The organism is Thalassoroseus pseudoceratinae (genome assembly GCF_011634775.1).
GTDB lineage: Bacteria > Planctomycetota > Planctomycetia > Planctomycetales > Planctomycetaceae > Thalassoroseus > Thalassoroseus pseudoceratinae.
The window spans coordinates 759,158-776,976 of the sequence record NZ_JAALXT010000002.1 but is presented as its reverse complement, the minus strand read 5'-3'; the positions used below and the strand labels follow the sequence as shown (position 1 = coordinate 776,976).

The window sequence follows — 17,819 nt, the reverse complement described above, 5'->3', positions numbered from 1 at the left end:
GCGAAACCGGCAACTCAACCGCCGTCGCGAAATTCCGCATCGCCATAAGTCCTTTTGCGACTACAACTTTCATCGCATGCCTCCTTGACATTCACGTCTCGGTTTTCGGTGGCACACGGATTGCGTTGGTTAGTCACCAAGTAATCTAACCGGAGGTTTCATCATGGGGACTTTTCTAGCGAAACGCCATCTCGCGACAAGCTCCAAATTCATTCGGCGTCACACGCTCAAGAAAGACCGTCAGCCGACTCGCACGCACCGTCTTGTTCGTCACTTTCGATCGGCGGCAGACGAAGAACTCGTTTCACTGAATCGGACTGTCATTGCGATCGGGATATTAGCATTGTTGCCGGTTGTGATGTTGCTAGCACTTCTCTTGTTTTTCCCAGATGTGCTCACAATTGATATCACACCGGGAACAAGATAGTTGACCGATTCCCACTAGGGCTAGTAATGAAGATACTCGGTCACGCGATTGCCGGGACAACTCGAAACATTTCACCAAGAGATACGCCTGGCATTCGCGAACAGAACAGGCCCCTTTGTTTCTGAGACCAAGATTCGTCAAGAAAGCAACTGCGATGAGCCAGCAACGGATTGTTATTACATCGAGTGATTTAGCCGACATTGAGAAAGCGTTTAACAGCACCTTCGCACAAGCGATTGGCCCGCAACCGCACATGCGACACTTGCAAGCGGAACTGGAACGTGCAGAGGTGGTGGATCCGAAAGACGTTCCCAGTGATGTCGTCGTTATGCGTTCGACCGTCGAACTGATTGATTTGGTAGATGGAATCAGTGAGTTTTACACACTTGTCTATCCTCAAGAGGCTGACATCTCTCGTGGACGACTTTCGATCTTCTCTCCGATTGGAACGGCCATCTTGGGGTATCGGATTGGCGATGTCATTGAGTGGCAGGTTCCCACACGGTTACGGCGAGCCCGTATCGTGAATGTCTATCCACACGCAGACCTAGCAGCCGAACTCGGTAACCAAAATCATGAAATCATCAATGCGAGGCTAAACCATTTCGTTTAGGCCTCGTCGTTGATTGCTAGACGAATTCGCTATGTATACGCTTCGATGCGACAGTGCGTGGTCGTTATTGGAAGCGATCGAGCCGTGAGTCACTTGCTCACGGCTCGACGACTTTTGCTACTGCTTCATGACCCCGAAATACAAAACAAGTGCTTTTCACCGCGAACGAATAGTTCGTCATCGACGGGTGCAGGGGTTGCGTCGACGGTTTCACCCATTGAGTTTGTCGCAACGATTTCAAACTCGCCGGAGTCTTTGATCACAACGATTGTGCCGCTGCGATCAGTCAAGTACACATACCCGCCGGCGGCAATCGGTGACGCATAGATGCTATTGAGACCGGGAACGCGAGTCGCTTTGTAATGCGGCTTGCCGGTCGCAGTGTCAATGCACGTTAAGATTCCGGTTCTAGCTTTGTAGAAGTACAATCGCCCCAAGGAAAGTAGCGGCGAAGCAATGTCTGGGGTGTCGCGATTGATCGTCCATAGCACATGGTCTGTGCCTTCGATATCACCTTGGCCGTCTGGGCGAAATGCTCCGAGGAAGGAGCCGCGAAAGCCGCTTGCAATATAGACTACGCCGTTTTCTGCGACGGCCGATGCCGCGGGACGCTCGGTTTGGCCGCCGCAACTCCATAATTCTTCTCCGGTTTCCAAGTCATAGGCGCGGGCCTTCGTTTGGCCGTTCATGATGATCTGTTTTTTGCCGTCGACCGTCACGATCAACGGAGTTGCCCAGCATGTGGGTTCATCGCGAGGCGTCTTCCACATCGTTTTACCGGTGTGCTTATTCAGTGCGAAGATGGCCGACTCACCTTCATGATCCCAGGGAACAATAATTTTGTCACCCGCAAGCGTCGGAGAACTTCCTTCGCCGAATCCATTGCGAGTTTCCATGAGACCAAGATCATCACGTTTCCACACCAGTTGGCCGTCCATTGTGTAGCAGTACAAACCACGGGAACCGAAATGTGCGTAAACGTGTTTTCCATCGGTGCACGGCGACGCCGATGCGAAGTTGTTCGTGGCGTGTGTCTGCTGATGTGGCTTGGCTTCGGTTGCGACCTGTTCCCAAAGCTTCTTCCCGGTGGCTCGGTCAAAACAGAACACTGTGAACTTTAATTTCTGTAGTGCAGCCCCATTGCCGCGACGTCGTCTCGGAGCCGCGGGTTGATTCTGTTTGTCATCGGCGTTTGCGGGGACGCCTGAAACGACAAACACTTTATCTTCCCAGATGACCGGCGAACCCGATCCTTGGCCTGGAATGGCCACCTTCCATTTGACGTTTTTCGAGTCACTCCACTCGACGGGCGGTGTGGCCTTCAATGCGACTCCGTTGCCGTTGTCGCCACGCCAGTGAGGCCAATTGTCAGCCTTGATCGGAGTTGCAGCGGTACACAGAACCAGCATGCATAAGAGACGTGTAGTTCGATACATCGAATAGCAATCCTTGGGGTCGAAGAAAACGAACGGTCAAAACAGCAGCAATTCGTTGAAACGGTGCACTTTCGTGGGCAACTAGTTGAAACCTAGTTTCGACATTGAAGCCCAAAAAAATATCGCCTCTGCACTGTCTTCGGATTTCATCGATTCGTCAAGCGTCGCGATCAACCTGGTTGAGAAGACCTGTTCATACCAATTATGAGGGGAGTCGATTGGTCGCGTTCGATGACTTGTGGCCGTGTGGAGATGATAAGGGATCGTCAAAGTTGAACTTAGACGCAGATAACTGGATACTCAAGCGGTTCGTCTCACGAGTTCAAGGCAAAGTTCGATGGGAGATCGACCGATGCGGCATTTGCACAATCGTTGGTGGAGAGAATCGAGGAACCGATTCCGATGTGCGTTTGCCACATGTGTGCGAGCCGCCGTAACGTCGCTTTTCCTGACGGTCTTTGTGAGCACCGTGGCTGCCGCAGAGAAGCAAAGTCATCCTAACATCGTTTTAATTTTGGCCGATGATTTAGCATGGGCGGATTTGGCGTGTTATGGACATCCTTGGCACGACACCCCGAATCTCGATCGACTCGCGGATCAGGGGATGAAATTCACGAACGGGTACGCGGCGGCGCCGATTTGTTCGGCCTCACGGGCAAGCCTTTTAACGGGCAAGACCACGGCTCGGCTGGGGTTTGAGTTCGTCACCAAGAACAAGCCAGGCCATCAACAGTTGGACGCTGACACGCCACTGGTCGCACCGCCGTTTACATTGAATTTGCCATTGGACGAAATCACGATTGCAGAGACGCTGCAACAGTCCGGTTATGCGACGGCGTTCTTTGGAAAGTGGCACTTGAACGCTCATTACCAACGGTATCTTGGTTGGAGCCCGACACATGGACCAAGACAACAGGGTTTTCAATTTGCGATCGAAGACTTCGGTGGGCACCCGTATTCCTGGGGCCGAACGACTCCGGAACCACTGACCAAGAAAGGTCAGTTCCCGAAAGACACGCTTGTCGAAAGCACTTGCAAATACCTGCGACAGTCGCAGAAGAAACCGTTCTTCGCGATGGTGTCACACTTCTATGTCCACACTCCAGTCAAAACGCCTTGCCGTTGGTTGATCGAGAAGTATGAACGTCTCATCCCTGCGGATTCACCTGCACGGGAACGACGATTGCGATACGCCGCCTTCGTTGAAACCCTCGATCACTACGTGGGACGAATTCTGAACGCGATTGACGAAACCGCAACACGCGACAATACGCTTGTCGTTTTCACTAGCGACAACGGCGGGCATCCGGAATATACCGCGAATGGGCCGCTACGAGGTTCGAAATGGAACTTGTACGAAGGCGGGATTCGGGTGCCATTGCTTGTTCGTTGGCCAAACCACGTTCTAGCGCGTTCGACGACTGATGAACCTGCGATCGGTTACGACCTCCACGCGACATTCGCCGAAGCGGCTGGAGTACCCCCGTCCCAAACCGATGGCATCAGCCTGTTGCCGTTACTAACGAAACAGCAAGCCATCCCTAACCGTGCGTTGATTTGGCATTTTCCGTACTATCATCCCGAACGCGGATTCGCAAAAGCACCGGATCGGATTGGCGTGGACGATTTTGTCACCAGTCGCACTCGACCTCATTCCGCGATGCGACTCGGAGCGTACAAGGTGATCCGTTATTATGAAGACGAATCGACCGAACTCTACGATCTTTCCCACGATCCGGCTGAGCATTTGAACCTGCGTTCACAGAATCCACAGATGGCAACACAACTAACACAGCAGTTGAAACGAACACTCGCCGACATGAACGCCCGATTGCCTTCATCCAGACCAAACACCCGTTAAGATTGACTTGGCAATGGGGGCTCAAATCCATTGCTTGATCACGATTTTCGACAGACCACAGCAACGCACTGACTGTGCAATCTTTTCCCCTCCTGAGAGATGCCATGCTCAAGAAATGTTTCATCCCATTGACCGTTATTGCCGCGATTGCTCTCGCATCGGGTAGTCTCGCGGTCGCTGAAGATTCCTGGAAGCTAAAAGAGCTTCGCTACAACAATCCGGGCCTCGTTGTCGACCTTGGTGTCGGCCTGTGGGCATGGCCGTTACCGATGGATTACGACAACGACGGCGACATGGACCTGCTGGTGTCCTGCCCGGACAAACCCTCGAATGGCGTCTATTTCTTCGAGAACCCAAGTCAAAAACCCGGCGAGAAAATGCCGGTGTTTCGGCCTGGTGTGCGGGTTGGCAAAACCAGCCACAATATGCAGGTCAGCTATGTGGATGGCCAGCCACGAGTCTTGCGGACTTGCTGGGAATTTCCTCGCGACAAGAAAACTGGCCAATTCGATTTCAACAAAGGTCAGCGGATTTACCCCAAGAGCAATGTCCACGAAAACCGCGTCCGTGGGAACATGTGGCGGTACGTCGATTATGATGGCGACGGCGATCAAGACATCGTCGTTGGTGTCGGTGACTGGACCGATTTCGCTTGGGACAACGCGTACGATAATCATGGTCAATGGCGGAATGGCCCGTTGCATGGTTATGTTTACCTCATTCGCAACGAGGGCTCCGCGTCGAAACCGGAATACTCGGATTCGCCGGAGAAACTGACCGCTGCGGGCGGTGCCATCGATGTCTACGGTTGGCCATCACCGAATCTGGCGGATTTCGATGGCGATGGTGACTTGGACCTGCTGTGCGGGGAATTCCTCGATGGTTTCACCTACTTCGAGAACATCGGAACGCGGACGGAACCGGCTTATGCAGCGGGTCGTCGCTTGAAAAATCGCGACGGCCAACCACTGGTGATGGATCTGCAAATGATCACCCCAACGGCGGTCGATTGGGATGGTGACGGCGATTTCGATTTGATTGTCGGAGACGAAGACGGTCGTGTTGCCCTCGTGGAAAACACCGGTGAGCTGCGAAATCGTGAGCCTGTGTTTCTCGCACCTCAGTACTTTCAGCAAGAAGCGGACACCCTGAAGTTTGGGGCATTGGCTACTCCGTATGCCTACGATTGGGATGGCGACGGCGATCAAGACATCCTCTGTGGAAATACCGCCGGATACATCGGGCTTTTCGAAAATTTGGGAACCGCAAAGAACGGGCTTCCTAAGTGGTCCGCACCGACGTTGTTGAATGTTCATACCCACGTGGACGATTCCGCCGGTCAACCGTTCCGTGTGCTCGCCGGTCCCAATGGATCGATTCAAGGACCGGCCGAAGCCAAGTGGGGTTACACGACGCTCTCGGTGGCTGATTGGGACGGCGATTCTGACCCCGACATCATTTACAATTCGATCCTTTCCCGAGTTGGCGTGCTCCGCAACGATGATGGAAAGCTCATCGATGTCGCGTTGAAATCGGGACAAAACGAAGCACCGCCGAAGTGGTATTGGTGGCAAACCCTCGCCAGCGATACGCTCACGCAATGGCGAACAACACCGGTCGCGGTGGACTTCGATGATGACAAAACGATGGATCTCGTTTTGCTCGATCAGGAAGGCTTTCTCACTCTGCGACGATCGGCCGGTGAGGCGGAGCGGGTGTTCGTTGATGAGAACAATCAACCACTGCAACTCAATTCGCGTTCGTGTGGCGGTTCGGGGCGAGTCAAGTTAGATGTTGTCGATTGGGACAGCGACGGACGCCTTGATGTGATCGTCAATTCCGAGAACGCACTTTGGTATCGTAACTGCGAAACACGCGACGGGAAGATCGTTCTGAAACGCATCGGCAATCTAGCGAACCGAAATGTTGCCGGTCACACATCCAGTCCCGCCGCATGCGATTTCAACCAAGACGGTCAACCGGATTTGCTCGTGGGTGCCGAGAACGGTCGTCTCTACTTCGCCGCTCACGACGACTGCAAGTCGTTCAATGCAGACCAACTTCGCGCAACGCCGGCTAAGAAAACCGCCAAACCGAAGTTCCCGGGTTTCGTGAGTGAGGAGTTCATCTACACGAAAGCCAGCTTCCCTCAATGTCATGCGTCCACAATTTGTGAAACCAACCGTGGACTCGTGGCGGCTTGGTTCGGTGGGACGAGGGAAGGCAACAAAGATGTCGGAATCTGGACAAGCTACTACGATGGGAGTCGGTGGTCAGGACCGTCTTTGGCTGCTGATGGCGTTCAACACGAAGGGCTTCGCTACCCGTGCTGGAATCCCGTGTTGTATCAACCACCTGGCGATGCTCCAACGATGTTGTTCTTCAAGGTCGGACCGAACCCGCGTGATTGGTGGGGCGAAGTGATGGTGAGCTACGACCGCGGTCGCACATTCCGTGACCGACGCCGTCTACCAGAAGGAATCCACGGGCCGGTTCGCAGCAAACCGATGCTGCTTGCTAACGGCGATTTGCTGTGTCCATCGTCGACCGAACACAATCACGATTGGCGAATGCACTTCGAGATTCTCAAGAATATGGCTCATCCAGAATTGGGCCAATCTTGGCAACGATTTGAACCCGAGGACCAACCGTTTCAAGTCATTCAACCCACGCTGCTGACTCATGCGTCGGGGGAAATCCAAGCGTTGTTGCGGTCCAAACATTCCCGCATTTTCCAAGCGTTCTCGCGTGATCAGGGTCACACGTGGACGGAACTTGCCGATGCAGGACTGCCGAATCCGAACAGCGGTATCGAAGCCGTCACGCTGACCGATGGCCGGCACTTGCTCTTGTATAACCACTCCGGTGGCGAACGGAAAGACGGTTGGGGATCACGGGCTAATTTGAATCTCGTCATTAGTGATGACGGTCGCACCTGGCGGGAAGTGGCGACGGTCGAGAAGGTGGAAAAAGGCGAACTTTCCTACCCGGCGATGATTCAAACCAAAGATGGGAAAGTTCACATGACCTACACCTGGAACCGTCAGCGTGTGCGTCACACCGTTATTGATCCGAACCTGATCGAGGCTGGCGCTGTTATTGGCGACCAAGCTAAATGATTGGGTCAAACGCATTGCAGTGACTGTTCACACCTAGCGATGCGTTTGGGCGTCTGATATCGAAACATGCAACGATCGACCGATTGCCGAGGAATTGGTATTCGATCGGTCGTTTTTTTTCAGCCACCGCCTTGGAGTTTGAATTCGAACTCGTTTTCTCCCGCTTCGACAGTTCGTTTCAGCGACGATGTTTCGTTGTATTCCTGCGGAACCAACTCCGGTCTTCCGCCGCTGGGGCGACCATCGTCACCAATAACGGGTTGCTCGAAGGTCGAAATCTTGACGAGATGTTCGCCAACTTTCGCCCCCATAATGTCGCGTTTGTATCGCAATTCGAATTTGCCATTCTCGTCCGTCACTCCCTCGGAACTTTGCCCACTGGACGTGGGGGAAAACAAGACCCGTGCATCGGGTAGCGGTTTGTCGTCGAGAAGAACGACCCCGGTCACAGTGCCGGTTTCGGGTTGGTCGTCGGGTGTCCCGGAACATCCGTATGCGAAAATGACCAGCAAAGGCAAGACACGAAGCCAATTTCGGAGCATGCTTTCAGCCTTCAAAGTGAAGAAACCTTGGAGAGTGGAAACGGCGATGGCGTGAAATCTGAGATCTCACGCCACCCGCAACTTGAGAATTGGAGGGTTCGATGGCCCTTAGTACTCGCCAACCACATTACCGTCGCTTCGACCGATGAGGTTTTCGTAGGTGCTATTGACGGCGGAATCGGTGTTGTGATCGATGTTCTCGCTCACAAACTTGACAGCACCGTCGGCGAGCAAGAAGTGAGAACCACCGGGGTGCGGACTACTGAAGCCACGATCACATTCGTTGCATGTGTCATTGAGACGCCAACGACCAGCTCCCATCACGTAAACCAACCCTTGATCGTTGTGATTCCCCGTATCGCCGTTCGTACCGAAAACGACACCAGCTTGCAGACGGACGCCGCCCAATTCCCAAGCCCGTTCGCCAATCGCGAAGGTATTGCTCAGGCCATCGGTGATGTCACGAGTCGCCATCGCGGTTTGCACACCGGACGGATTCGACGCCGGACCGAGTCGCGGCACCCGCCCCATGAAACCATTCCATGCGGATCGATCGAGGTTGTACGTGTCGTTTGAGCCGACATAGTTGGACAACGCGACAGGTCGACAACTCGAACCGGTGCAGTTGCCTCCGCCCCCACCTGTCGAGGGGATTTTCTGATCGTTGTTGAGATCGGGACCGACGTCGGATGGGCAACGGAACGCGGGAATTGGGGTCTGCATAATTGCCAGCATCGTCGCATTGCTGGCGGATGTTGGCATCGGCTGGGCCCCGACTTGGATGCTTTCGTGAGTATTTCCAAGTTCCAAAAACGGTAGGATCAACGACCCCCAAGCCCAATGACCACACGTTCCTTCCGGACAGGAATTCATCCAAGGCGTTTGACCAGAATGCCCCGAAGGGAAGTAGCTGGTCACATCATGATAGTTGTGCAGGGCAATGCCGATTTGCTTCAGATTGTTCTTGCACTGAGTCCGGCGAGCGGCCTCACGGGCCTGTTGGACAGCAGGGAGTAACAGGGCAATCAAAATGGCAATGATGGCGATGACTACAAGGAGTTCGATGAGCGTGAACCCACGTGGCCGACTGGCGCGTCGCATAGCGTCCTCCGTTAGACTGGAGACCTGGAACAGGGAATAGACGTCTGAGAAAAGAATTCAGAACGGATGCAGAATTGCGTCCTTCCTGAGAATATCGGCGGGCCAGTCGGGGTTCAAGAGTCTTGTTAAGGTGCTAACGATTATTGACTTTCGAGAAGAACCTTGATTTCCTGCTCGAGGGTCTCCAGCTCATTCTCAAGCCGAGTGACTTCGGCAGGATCGTCGTTCTGTTTCTTGGCGCCGGAGAGTTGTCGTCGGAGCGTCTGAACGCGGTCGCGTAGTAGTCCGATTTTCTTTTTGGTTTTCTTGTCCATGCGAGTGCACATGATTGAAAGGAGAGAAGGTCACGCTCCGCGTATCTGACTGGGAGCGTGCAGAACAGAAACTATTGTTCAAGCGCATCCACAGTGAGATCGTGAAATGCTTTTCGCAATTCCGATCCATCACTATTCGGCAGCTTGGCTCGTTGAACCATCAGCACAAAGATCATTTGGCGATTCGGGTCGATCCAACCTTGTGTGCCGAATGCGCCGCCGTGCCCGAAAGTCCCAGACGAAAGCGATGCCGTCACACCTTGCGGTTCGCGAACGATACACCAGCCCAATCCCCATCCATTGCCGTCGGTGAATCCCGTTTTGAGTTCCCCAGTTTGGACGGTTCGCATCTGTTTAACCGCGTCCTGCGAGACAATCCGCACGCCATCGAGTTTCCCTCCGTTCAAGATCATTTGATAGAACTTGGCCATGTCGGAGGCGGTGGAGAATAGACCACCAGACGGATTCGGCGGTTTGGCGTCTGAATAATCGTTGATCCAATTCTTGTACGGTTCAAGTCCTTGGCCATCTTGAGTGGGAGCATACAAGGTGGCGATTCGTTTTCCCTGTTTTTCGGTGGGAATGAATGTGGTGTCGGTCATCCCCAGCGGCCGGAAAATGCGGTCCTGCAGAAATTGGTCATAAGACTTGCCCGACGCAACTTCGATAATCCGTCCGACCACATTGAGGCCGGGGCTGTATTGCCATTTCGAACCCGGTTGGAAGCCGAACGGTCGGGCTGCCAACTCTTTCGCCGTTGCCTCCAATGACTCTTTCACCGCCTGGCTCCCCACCAAACCAGATGTGTGAGTCAAAACATCACGAATTGTAATTTCCCGTTGGAGTTCCTCGCCATTCTTCAGAGCGACGTTCTCGAATTCCGGGATGTATTGCGAGACCGGGTCATCAAGCGACACCTTGTCTTCGTCGACTAAAATCATTAACGCCGTCGCCGTAATGGGTTTGGTCATGGAGGCGATTGCGAAAAGGGAATTCGTCGTCATCGGACGTTCCGTCTCGAGGTCCGCCTGTCCAATCGCGGAGAGATGCTCGACGTTCCCATCCTTAGCCACCAACGTGACGATGCCGGAAAACGTGCCGTCATCGACGAACTTCTGCAGCCGTTTCGGCATTTGCGCCAGTTTCTCGGCGTTCAACTTCATGTGTGCCGCATTTTTGCTAGTCGAATTCTCGGCGACAGTCACCAATTCGTCGTTGGGGTTTTCTGTGAGCACGAGGCCGCGGAAGTGAACCTCCTGCGGAACTTTGTTCGAGTGGAGTTGCAAACCGATCGGACCCGTGCCGCAAAGTTCCGGTTTGGGATCAGTCCAGTCTGCGACGAGTTTCCCGTTGACAACATGCCGAATGCGATTGCCGATGGCGAGAATCTCCATTCGGTTCCAATCGTGCTGTTTCCCAGCTTTCTTGGCCGTGCCGTTATCTCGGTAGATGCTATTTCGACGATACAAATCGTAGAAGCCGTAGTTCGAGGGGAACATCACCAAGTGTCCGCGATAGCTAAACGGATCGGCTTGCTTCTCGATGGTTTCCCCCCACAGAGCGATGCCCGAGTGCATCTCGCTGGTAACTAACTTCGCCTCAAAAATGAGCCGGAAGTTGCGGTATTTCTTCTCTGTTACGAGGTAGGTGCTGGCTTTGGGGGCGTTCTTCTTGTTATTGCGTCCGACGATAATGCCATCTTCGACTGACCAATACTTCTCGGTCTGCCCTTCCCAACCCGCAAGCGAATTTCCATTGAACAATCGGACGGCGTCTTCACCGTCCGGAAGTTTGGGGACTTGCTGCAAACTCCAATCCGACTGGGCCATTGCCGCGGTCGTGGTCTGGCAAGCAAAGCAACAAAGCAGCATCAACAAGGTGCGGACACAACGTGTGGGCATGGCAGTGTCTCTCCTGATCCGAAAGCGTAAATGCCGCCGACCATCCACAAACGAGGTCGATTGCAAGACAAGAATTTGCGATTCCGTCGTGGCATCGTATCAAGAAGTGCGTACAGTTTCCTCTCCATACGCTATCCGTACGCTAGGCCAACACATGAACACATAGGCATACTCAAAGCTATTGAGCGTGTTCCGGATTGTCTTGGATGGAAAAGTTGTCAAGAAAATCGTGTTGATTTTTGTACAGACCGCCCCCTTCCATACATCCCGAATGGGGAGTTCCTCGCACTTTCCAGGGAAAACCTACCAAATTCCTCTTTTCAGCCGGGAAAACCCGGGTATTATTCGACCTACGTCTGATGTACTGTAGCCCTTGACAGCAAAAGACATAAACCCTGCTTGATTTGTTGCGTTCTCAGCGAAGAACGTCCACACAACAATCTTGCAAGAGCTACACCACATCTCCCCCGAATTTGTTTCCGGTTCAAGGACCGAAACTCGCTCGTCAGGGCGTTGGGAGGTATTCGGACGACTAGTGTCAACGGGAGAGGCCTGGGCAAGGACGTCCTCGCTTGGATTTACGGTTGGTCGCGTCAGGACGGTTCGACGTGGCAAATCTTAGTAATCGATAAGAGAGAGACGGATGAGCCAAGTTGCAACGGCAGGGGTACGCCTGCTGCCCGGTGCGGATTTGCCGGCGTATGCTTTCATTCCAGGAACGGATCTTCCCCACCCTTTTCGCGATCCTCGCGGTCATAGTTACGGCAAGAAGAATCGGACGACCAAGCCGCTGGATCCCGATGTTTGGGCTGACAACCGCAGCTATTTGCTGTCGCTCGACTACTTCAACTGTGGCTTCTACTGGGAAGCTCACGATGAGTGGGATCGACTGTGGCGGGCGTCCGGACCGGACACGATGGTGGGACGATTTCTCAAAGGGCTCGTCAAATTGGCTGCTGCGGGCGTGAAGGTTCGCGAAGACAGCATCCACGGCGTTCGTCGGCATGCCGCTTCCGCTGGCGAAGTCTTTGCCGATGTCGCAGCGGAAAGCGAAGACGACTTGTTCTGCGGTCTCCGTTTCACCGGTCTGCAATTCGCTGCCGATCGTGCCGCTCAACTGCTTTACCGCAATGATTTGCCGGCCGGCAAACCGATTCGCGTGTTTCCCTTCGTGCTGCAACCTGAACCATTGCCGTTTGCGTAACGGTTGTGTTGCGGTCAGTCGAATTCAAACGGACAGCCATTTCGCTGTCCGTTTTTTTATTGCATGACCTGTTGGTTCCGCCACTGCTCGGCCTGCAACGCCGTCATCCCGTTGGGAGGCGTTTGGGCCGCCGCTTTGGTCTCGGGACGGGAATACCATGCCGAGGGAGCGGATTGTGAGTGATCCGCGTTGACCACCCGTGGAGCTTCCTGCGGGTTGTGATTGCGACTCATCGATTGTTGACGATGATCGGGAACAACTTGCGGCCGCATAGCCACTTGAGGCGCTCGTGAGGCGGCTTTGTCGAAGACTTGCTGACCCGACTCACGGCTCTCCGTGACATGACCAGATTGCACGATGCCTGTGGACTGTTTTCCGGTGTTGAATCCCGCGAGATACCGCCGATCGCCAGTGAGTTCCGCCATCAGTCGGGCAGCCGGTTCGAGCGTCGGCTTCAAAGCCAATGCCTGTCGGAATCGGGCAATCGCGAGATCCGTCTGTCCCTGTTCGTGCAACACATACCCGACGTTGTAATGGGCTTCCGCTGTGCCCACCGTTGACGCAAGCAACGGGAAACCGACGTCAATATCACCGCTTTGAACCAATGCCAGCCCATACCGATACCGGTACGACTTGTTATCCAGTTCCGCTTCCATCGCGGACTTAAGCAACGGAAGCCCTTCCTGCCACCGCTGCTGACTCACCAGGAATTGGCCCCAAGCATGCTGTGTTTGTGCGCTATCAGGACGCAAATTGTACGCCCGTTGGAAATTCGCTTCGGCATCGGCGGTGCGATCGGCGAGTTGATCCAGTCGTGCCAATCCCAGAATGGCGTCGACGGATTTCGCGTCGTTCTCGAGTGCAAATTCATAGGACTTGCGTGCGTCGGCCGCATCACCAACCGATTCCCGCCAACGGGCATACTTCAGATGCAGCGTTGACGGATCGGACAAGTTCTCCGAGGACTCGAGCTCCGCGAGTAATTCTCGCTCGGCCGATGTTTGGGGTTTGCCCCCGAACATACCAGGACCGGAAACACACCCGGAGCCTGCCGATAGGCAAACGACTCCGAGCAAGGCATGCGTCAGTCGAATGCGGATCATGGCGGCGCTCCGTTGTCCGTGTTTCAAACATTGCAGAAGAACCGTTTGGTGGCTTCCGCCATCAATTGGTCGTTGAGTTCAATCTCTTTTCTTTGAAATCGGCAAATTGAGTAGATGATCTCCAATAAATCCCGAGGATCGCTCGAACGTGGAGATCTTCCGGAATCGTAATACTCGGTGTAAAGGTAATCGACGACCGACGGTTCAAAGGAAATTTCGCGGTTTTCGCAACAATGCTTAAAGATTTCCGTATAAACCTCTCGCGTGGGCGGGCCGATCTCGATTTTGTGACGAATTCGCCGCAAGAAGGCGTCGTCAACCAACTCGCGCGGTTCGAGATTCGTACAAAAAATGATCAACGACTCAAACGGGACCGCCAGTTTCTTCCCGGTGGTCAGCGTGAGATAATCGACTCGGTCTTCGAGTGGCAGAATCCACCGATTCAAGAGTTCCTGTGGACCGACAATCTGCCGACCGAAATCGTCGATCAAGAAGATTCCGCCATTGGCTTTGACGTGCATCGGAGCCGTGTAGAAATTACTTTCCCGGTTGTACCGCAAGTCCAGCATGTCGAGAGTCAACTCGCCGCCCGTGACAATGACCGGCCGACGCACCCGTCGCCAGCGGAAATCCGGTGTGGAAGCGTCTGACGGTGTGGACATTAAAGCTGAAGCGGCTTGCGAGGCATCGGCAAACCGGTTGTCGGCGTTGTCGGTTGGGCGATGAATCGTGGGGTCGAAGATGGTGATAATGCTGCCATCGACTTCGATGGCGTACGGCACAAAAATCTCACCGCCATGATCGTTCAGGAACTGTCCCAATCCGCTGGCAATCAGCGTTTTTCCGTTACCGGGAGCACCGTGAACGAACATCGACTTCCCCGTGCAAACCGCCGGGCCGATTTGGTCCAGTAGTCCGTCGGAAATGATTAAGTCGGCGAACGCTTCGCGTAATTCATCGGGATGGCATTGCACATCGGCCACGGTTTGCCGTTGGCATTGCCTCACATAATCGGACAACGGTACAGGGGCTGGTCCGACGTAACGACATGAGTCGAAGGCTTCTTGCGCTCGTTCTCGGCCGTACTGCGTTAAGTTGAATCGATACGAAGCGGGGCCGATCAAGTCGCCGGAAACAACTTCCAAGCAACGCTCGTCCTTGAGATGCCGCAACGCCTCCTCGACGAGTACAAATGGCAATCGCAACTGCCGAGCCAACTCCGCACCGAGCGAATGCCCCTGCAAATACAGGTGTTTCAACGTCAGATCACAGAGTGAACCGAGATTCACGCCCGCTTCGGAAAGCGATTTCGGGCAAGCGGGTGGCGTGACCGACTGTCCGGTGACTTGGCTCGAGTCGGTTGATGTGTTTCGCAATTGTTCCGTTGAACCTGGACTAATTTCCGAAGCAATCATCGGGAACTCTCTTTTTCCTAGCAGAACGGACCGGCAACGGGTCGTAGGGCTGAAATCAAAACGGACCCAGTCTCGAATGGATCAAGACTGGGTCCGTTCCTCGGGCAGCGGGGAGATTCGTTCACCACGGTTTCGGGGAATGCTCTTTCAAGTCAAGCCACAAAAACCGTCGTGGAATGTCGTTATTGCTGCTGGGTCTGCAGCGGTGTATAGTTCAAACGTGGATGCGGAAGAGTAGTCATCCAACCACGATACTGAGTGTCCACCTGCTGGGCTGGTGTACTGATCGGACCACCACGGCGAAGTTGAATTGGCATGGGGAAACCAGGCCCCACCATTTTTTCGACTTCCGAAGCGACCGATGCCATCCGAGCTTGGCTGATTTCCACCGTTGGTCCCGTTTGCACAAACGTCGCTTTGTAGACGTCCGGAACCTCGTCGATGATGTACTGCAAATGCATTCGACCGGCGTGGTTCAATTCGGCAGTTTCTTCATCGAAGTGGTAGTGGAACAGCGTGGTATGCTGTTCCCAACCTTTGGCCACGTGACTGTTGACGAAGGATCGCACCGATTCCCGGTCTTGGCAGTTATATGGGTGTGGCCAATAGTGAGCCGCGTGGTAGCGGTGACACATGGGTTGTTCCGGACCGACGGGTCGTGGGTACGGAGGCCACATCTTGCCTTTCTTGTAAGCTTGGCGGGTTCCGACTGGTAAATGAGCCCGCTCTTCGTACCATTCTTCGGACCATTTGCACGGCCCGAGCCCACCATCGGCGTAACGGCCGTCACACTGTTCGCAGCCAGTGCATTCACCGGCCCGAACGGTTCCGTCGGCATGGGTCACTGTGCACGCTTGATCGATGCACCCACCCGATTGATCCGCAGAATGTCCGGTTGCACAGCTTTCGGTGACTTCCGTCCCGCAACGCGAGGCAGACTGACACCCCATCATTAGCGATAGTCCCACCAATCCGGCGGCACCGGCTTGGCGCAGCTTGATTCGCATGTCCCCCCTCCTTGAGGCCCGGCGCCTAAACATCGTTCGAGTCGTTTGCATCCCTGCAAAACAAGAACTCCGCTGTTCCTCGACTCAAACTTGCTGAGCCAGCACGATGACCTGTCACCAACCGCACCCGCTTCCCGCAGTCCAAACGAAAACGCTCGGACTGAATCGCCAGGAAAGGTCTGAAACCGATCGTCACAAAACCTCAATGAAGTGGTTTTCGCCTGGGAATAACCCCCAGTAGCGAGTTGTGAGGACACAGTTCAAATTGTGCCAATGGTTCTGAAATGGCCGCTCGTTTGGCTTGCAATCATTGTATCGGCCAATAAGGTGGTGATTCATGACGCGAATGCAACGATCCCACGCAGACTCTCCCAATCAGTTCCGTCGAGACCCAACGGAAACGGGGCACTTCTGATCGCGAATTCCAGAGTGTCAGGGGACCTTGAACACCGTCAACTCCAGACATTACTTGACGTTGAGAATCTCAAGCTCATCGAATTTTCCCACGGACATACTCGTCCCGCCGACGACGATGAGGCGGTTTTGATCAAGGGGAAGCATGCGATGGAAGAAGCGGGCCGTGGGGGTCTCGGCGATGATTTCCCATTTTGAACCGTCTTGCGACAGTCGTTGGAGTTCGCCGTTAATCGTACTGGTGTAGAGCCGACCGCCGGTTGCAAACGCGGACGCGCCGAAACCGGTCATCCCAGGAGGAACGCCACCGTCGTGGTTGTTACTGTCGCCGTCTTCTTTTTTCGCGGGTTCATCAGCCGTGACAAGACTCGGACCTTCCGACCATTCGTTGGACTCGGGGTCAAAGAGATTGACACGCGCGGTGGGTCCACCGTATTCCTGCATGCCGCCGATTACAAACACTTTGCCATCGTAGGCCGCGGTTGCTAACGCACGTCGCTGAAACGGCGGTCTCGGTAGTTCCGTCCACTCTGGTTGTTCCGCGTTGAGGTCCATCGACCAAGCGGTCTTGTGCCAGAGGCTCTCATCGCCGCCAACGAGTTGCCAACCGCCAATCACGTAGACTTTACCGTTCAACACACAGGCATCGAACGAGGATCGCGGTTCCGGCAGCGGGGGCAATTCGGACCAAGAATTCGTATCCAAATCGAAAGCAGCCACGTCATTCTGCGACCACAAATCTTGTTCTTCACCTTCCTCGTTGACCGCCGTGAATCCGCCGATCCGGTACAGATTTTCGCCATGAGCGACCAAAGCCAACCCCTGTAACGCCGGTCCATCCGCCAACTCTTTCCATGTTCCGGACTTCAAACTGAGCTGGAGAAGCGTGCGTCCTTGGGTCTCTCTGGAATACGTGTGAGCCGCCCCAGTATGACCGCCATAGATGTATAGATTGCCGTTGAGCATCGCACCGCCGAAGCTGGTGGCCGGTTGCTTAAGCGGTTCGAGCTTGAAATCGTCCATAGTCTTGGTGAGTTCTATTGCACGCAAAGCGTGACAGTCGTGTCGTTTCGAGTGTCAGGGGACTTCTTGCCGTAGCAGCAGGAGCAGCAGGAGCAGTATACCCACACCAAGCAACCAACAGCCAGGAGGACAGACTTTCCTTCTCGAAACCTTCGCACGTTGAAACTCAGAGACCGAATGAACAATGACGGACATTCATCAGGAAGACGCATGCCAAGTGTTCATCTCATGACTACGAAAAGACGTGCACTGGACCAGTGAAGAACTCGTCACCGATTGCGGGACCGCGGGGAGGAACGGTTTTGCCCCACAATCGATGACGTGTTTACTCATCTTACG

14 protein-coding genes are annotated in these 17,819 nt (G+C 54.2%); 5 read left to right on the top strand and 9 right to left on the bottom strand.

Annotated elements, in window-relative coordinates:
* The first annotated feature begins 163 nt into the window (after positions 1 to 163).
* Together G6R38_RS08675 and G6R38_RS08670 are read left to right on the top strand one after the other, a co-directional pair.
* Complete coding sequence (locus tag G6R38_RS08675) at positions 164 to 427, top strand: hypothetical protein (RefSeq protein ID WP_166822927.1); 264 nt, start codon at positions 164 to 166, stop codon at positions 425 to 427.
* A gap of 154 nt (positions 428 to 581) precedes the next feature.
* Positions 582 to 1,040, top strand: coding sequence for a GreA/GreB family elongation factor (locus tag G6R38_RS08670; protein WP_166822924.1), 459 nt, complete (start codon positions 582 to 584; stop codon positions 1,038 to 1,040).
* Between the two features lie 125 nt (positions 1,041 to 1,165).
* On the opposite strand, the gene G6R38_RS08665 is transcribed toward G6R38_RS08670, so the two are convergent.
* Entirely contained in the window at positions 1,166 to 2,476 is a 1,311-nt protein-coding gene (locus G6R38_RS08665) for a PQQ-binding-like beta-propeller repeat protein (protein ID WP_166822921.1), read from the bottom strand.
* A 352-nt stretch (positions 2,477 to 2,828) separates the two neighbouring features.
* On the opposite strand from G6R38_RS08665, the gene G6R38_RS08660 reads away from it, so the two are divergent.
* A complete protein-coding gene (locus G6R38_RS08660) occupies positions 2,829 to 4,337 on the top strand; it encodes a sulfatase (RefSeq protein WP_166822918.1) in 1,509 nt (502 codons plus the stop codon).
* Positions 4,338 to 4,441: 104 nt separating this feature from the next.
* Positions 4,442 to 7,456: an exo-alpha-sialidase gene (locus tag G6R38_RS08655; RefSeq protein ID WP_166822915.1), complete on the top strand. Its 3,015-nt coding sequence runs from the start codon at positions 4,442 to 4,444 to the stop codon at positions 7,454 to 7,456.
* Between the two features lie 119 nt (positions 7,457 to 7,575).
* On the opposite strand, the gene G6R38_RS08650 is transcribed toward G6R38_RS08655, so the two are convergent.
* The 4 genes from G6R38_RS08650 to G6R38_RS08635 all read right to left on the bottom strand — a co-directional run bounded on the left by G6R38_RS08650 (position 7,576) and on the right by G6R38_RS08635 (position 11,314).
* The gene (locus G6R38_RS08650; protein WP_166822912.1) at positions 7,576 to 7,998 is read right to left on the bottom strand and encodes a transthyretin-like family protein; all 423 of its coding nucleotides are present in this window, start codon (positions 7,996 to 7,998) and stop codon (positions 7,576 to 7,578) included.
* A 108-nt stretch (positions 7,999 to 8,106) separates the two neighbouring features.
* Positions 8,107 to 9,099, bottom strand: a complete 993-nt coding sequence (locus G6R38_RS08645) for a DUF1559 domain-containing protein (RefSeq protein WP_166822909.1) — start codon at positions 9,097 to 9,099, stop codon at positions 8,107 to 8,109.
* Positions 9,100 to 9,239: 140 nt separating this feature from the next.
* Positions 9,240 to 9,413, bottom strand: coding sequence for a hypothetical protein (locus tag G6R38_RS08640; protein ID WP_166822906.1), 174 nt, complete (start codon positions 9,411 to 9,413; stop codon positions 9,240 to 9,242).
* Positions 9,414 to 9,484: 71 nt separating this feature from the next.
* Positions 9,485 to 11,314 carry a serine hydrolase gene (locus G6R38_RS08635; RefSeq protein WP_166822903.1) on the bottom strand — a complete coding sequence of 610 codons (1,830 nt, stop codon included), beginning with the start codon at positions 11,312 to 11,314 and terminating at the stop codon, positions 9,485 to 9,487.
* A gap of 643 nt (positions 11,315 to 11,957) precedes the next feature.
* On the opposite strand from G6R38_RS08635, the gene G6R38_RS08630 reads away from it, so the two are divergent.
* Positions 11,958 to 12,518: a DUF309 domain-containing protein gene (locus G6R38_RS08630; protein ID WP_166822900.1), complete on the top strand. Its 561-nt coding sequence runs from the start codon at positions 11,958 to 11,960 to the stop codon at positions 12,516 to 12,518.
* Positions 12,519 to 12,574: 56 nt separating this feature from the next.
* Here the strand turns inward: G6R38_RS08630 and G6R38_RS08625 are convergent, their stop codons facing one another.
* The 4 genes from G6R38_RS08625 to G6R38_RS08610 form a co-directional block, all read right to left on the bottom strand.
* Positions 12,575 to 13,621: a tetratricopeptide repeat protein gene (locus tag G6R38_RS08625; RefSeq protein ID WP_166822897.1), complete on the bottom strand. Its 1,047-nt coding sequence runs from the start codon at positions 13,619 to 13,621 to the stop codon at positions 12,575 to 12,577.
* Positions 13,622 to 13,644: 23 nt separating this feature from the next.
* Complete coding sequence (locus G6R38_RS08620; RefSeq protein ID WP_206028512.1) at positions 13,645 to 15,036, bottom strand: ATP-binding protein; 1,392 nt, start codon at positions 15,034 to 15,036, stop codon at positions 13,645 to 13,647.
* A 182-nt stretch (positions 15,037 to 15,218) separates the two neighbouring features.
* Positions 15,219 to 16,043, bottom strand: a complete 825-nt coding sequence (locus G6R38_RS08615) for a hypothetical protein (protein WP_166822894.1) — start codon at positions 16,041 to 16,043, stop codon at positions 15,219 to 15,221.
* A gap of 465 nt (positions 16,044 to 16,508) precedes the next feature.
* Positions 16,509 to 17,480: a Kelch repeat-containing protein gene (locus G6R38_RS08610; RefSeq protein WP_166822891.1), complete on the bottom strand. Its 972-nt coding sequence runs from the start codon at positions 17,478 to 17,480 to the stop codon at positions 16,509 to 16,511.
* Positions 17,481 to 17,819 lie beyond the last annotated feature (339 nt).